Genomic DNA, 3307 nt, shown 5'->3' on the forward strand with positions numbered 1-3307 from the left:
GTGTTTTCACTGATATCGACAATGCGATCGAACATTAGCATTGGAGGTAAAGGAAGCTGAGCATTCCCGGGACCGAAGAGTTCGCCATACCCACACTGGATAAGCTCATCACGGTTGTAATTTGATTGTTTTTGCATGAGACCTAAGTACAAAGAAGATTTTAAGATTTAATTGATTATTATTTATCCAACCGTTTATACAGCAGGCTCTTGATGCCTGCATACCTTGTTGAACGCGATACAGTAACACAATCCATATGCTATTGTGAACGAGCAGTTCCACAGAACTTTATTTATTTGGCGATTTTTCTGGAAAACTTGTCGCATCAGCCGGGTCAGTATTGGCATTTACCTCTTCCCCATCCCAAAAACTGTCTCCATCAGTATCGACCATTTTAGGATTGGTAAAATATTTCAGGATTTCCTGGTCATCACGCAAACCGTCAAAATCTGTATCAACACGTTGCGCATCTGTGTGGTATTTATTCTCTTCGATCTCATTGGATAAACCATCATGATCCAGGTCCTTTGCCGTTGGTATGCTGTCCGAATCTGTTGGGTCACTATTATTGTTTGCCTCAACGCCATCAATAAAGCCATCCCCGTCAGTATCCGCTACTTTGGGATCGGTAAAATATTCATCCAGCTCCAGTCCATCATCCAGACCATCAGTGTCTGTATCTTTCAGATGCATGTCTGTTTTATAGATGGTTGTCTCCTCCAGGTCACTAATACCATCACCATCAGAATCTTTCTCATTAGCTGTACCAGCAGTTGCGACAAAACATAATGTGACAAACAAACTGCAGGCTGCTGAGTTTTTTAGCTTGTATTGCATAATCTGCTGCCGGGGTTATTAATGGATTCCACTCGGTGTCACTCTGGATACTCCCATAACATTTCGAAGATGTTCAATTTTAGCTAGAGCAACACTTAATTGATCAGCATTAGCAACTTCGATGGTTAAGGTAAATGTCGCGATACAGGTTTTCTTGTCTGTAATTGAATTCATAGATATGACATTTAAATGACTATTGCTAAGTATAGTCGTAATATCACGTAATAAACCTTGACGGTCGAATGCTTCGATAACTATTTCCACAGGATAAGTTTTGTCGGGTGATGAATCACCCCATTCAACATCTATTACACGCTCTTTTTCTGCGCTCAGTAGACGTAACAGGTTTGGGCAATCTTTTCTGTGAATAGTGACTCCACGACCGCGGGTGATATAGCCTGAGATACCATCGAAAGGTACTGGTTTGCAACAACGGGCTGTTTGGGTCATTAAATCACCCACTCCCATAATTTGTATATCCCCAGGGTATTGATTGCTATGCCTTGACTTAAAAGAATGAACTTGCGGAACATTATTCGCTACAGATTCAGCGACGGGAAAAATCAATTCGTTAAGTGCGCTGGCAACTTGTGTAGTAGTTATATCCCCACGACCTAATGAAGCAAGAAACTCATCCAGCTTGCTAAAATGAAATCGATCAGCGATCTGATCGTACTGGATGTCAGAGATACCCAACCGCTGTAATTCACGATCCAGGATTGTGCGACCATCGGAAACATTGCGCTCATAATCCTGCTGTTTAAACCAGGCACGTACTTTCGATCTCGCACGAGAACTTTTTAAATAACCCAAATGCAGATTCAGCCAGTCTCGACTGGGGTGACTATGTTTGGAAGTCAAAACTTCAATCTGCTGGCCATTTTGTAGTTCATAACCGATTGGTATGATTTTACCATCGGCTTTTGCACCGCGATAATGGTGCCCTACTTCAGTATGCACATGATAGGCAAAATCCAGAGGTGTGGCGCCTTTGGGTAAATCTATAACTTTACCTTTCGGTGTTAGTACATAGACACGGTCTTCAAAAATTTCTGCCTTGAACTGTTCAACCAGATCTCCAGGGTTTTCGTCATTGATTTCCAGCAACTGCCTCAGCCAGGTTATTTTTTCCTGGTATTTGACATCAACTTTGCCGCCCTCTTTATAACCCCAATGAGACGCGACCCCATATTCCGCATGCTCATGCATTTCGAATGTTCGAATCTGAACTTCCAGTGTCTTGTTGTGAGGACCGATGACTGCTGTATGCAGGGATTGATAATTGTTTTCCTTGGGCGTCGCGATGTAGTCATCAAACTCACTTGGCACTGGTCGCCACTTGTTATGCACGATACCTAAAACACCGTAACAATCAGCAACATTATTCACCAGTACGCGTGTGGCGCGCACGTCAAACAGTTCATCGAAACCGATGTTTTTGGCTTTCATTTTTCGCCAAATACTATAGATATGTTTTGGCCTGCCTGTAACCTCACCTTTAATACCTGCCTTCTCCAGGTCAGCACGCAATTCATCGGTTACTTGTGTAATATACTGTTCGCGGTCTATACGTCGTTCATCCAGCATGCTGGCGATATGTTTATAGGTATCCGGTTCCAGGTAACGGAAACTCAGGTCTTCCAATTCCCACTTTATTTGCCATATACCCAATCGGCTGGCCAACGGAGAAAATATATCCTTGGTTTCTGCCGCAATTTGTTTACGAACCTCATCCGACAGGTACTTGAGCTTGCGCATAGTGTAAAGACGCTCGGCAATTTTTATCAAAACCACCCGAATATCTTCTGCCAGTGCAAGTAATAATTTGCGAACGCGTTCAACACTTTTTTTGTCCCGCTGTTCATCGGCATGGTGAACCTGGTATGCATCTACAATGCGCATCTTATTAATACCATTCACCAGGTGTTGAACATCTTCACCAAATTCATGCTCGATCAGTTCAGAATCAATATCGAGTGATGTTTGCATTCCGTGCACAATTGTTGCTACTAAAGTGTTGGTATCGACATGCAGGTCAGCCAGAATTTCTGCCACTTTTAATGCTCGGGAAAATTCAGTATCCCCAAAAAGATCCTGCTGGTGCTCAATGACACCGTCCATTAAGGCGTGGGCACGACGAATCAGGGTGATATCTGCTGCTGGTCGGTGAGCGCTTATGTGTTGCAACCAGTCTTCGAAATCAACATTGTCCTTGAATACTGCTGGTGATTTTTGTTTGCTTACGGTAACCATTCCATAGCCTATATCGTCGCGAATTGAACGATTTCACAGGTTCCAGCCGCTAATTCTGACCCGGAAATCCAATAAAAATTACTGCAAATGGTGAAATTCAGGCTGTTGATGGGAGTTCCATGGTATTGGGCTCTCCTTTACTTGAAGCGTGGAGTGAATTCAGCCTGACTACGAATACACCGGTCTTTGTCGGAGAATGCGGTGTACACAACGAAAC

General features: G+C 43.2%; 2 protein-coding genes. Both read right to left on the bottom strand.

What is annotated here, in order from left to right; all coding sequences use genetic code 11:
* Positions 1–288 precede the first annotated feature (288 nt).
* Positions 289–837 (bottom strand): binary toxin-like calcium binding domain-containing protein, encoded by a 549-nt coding sequence (locus tag ACWVCM_RS09610; RefSeq protein WP_455201525.1) that lies wholly within the window; start codon positions 835–837, stop codon positions 289–291.
* Positions 838–855: 18 nt separating this feature from the next.
* Positions 856–3090 (bottom strand): GTP diphosphokinase, encoded by a 2235-nt coding sequence (gene relA, locus ACWVCM_RS09615; protein ID WP_455201526.1) that lies wholly within the window; start codon positions 3088–3090, stop codon positions 856–858.
* Positions 3091–3307: the final 217 nt, after the last annotated feature.

The organism is Kaarinaea lacus, from assembly GCF_975902315.1.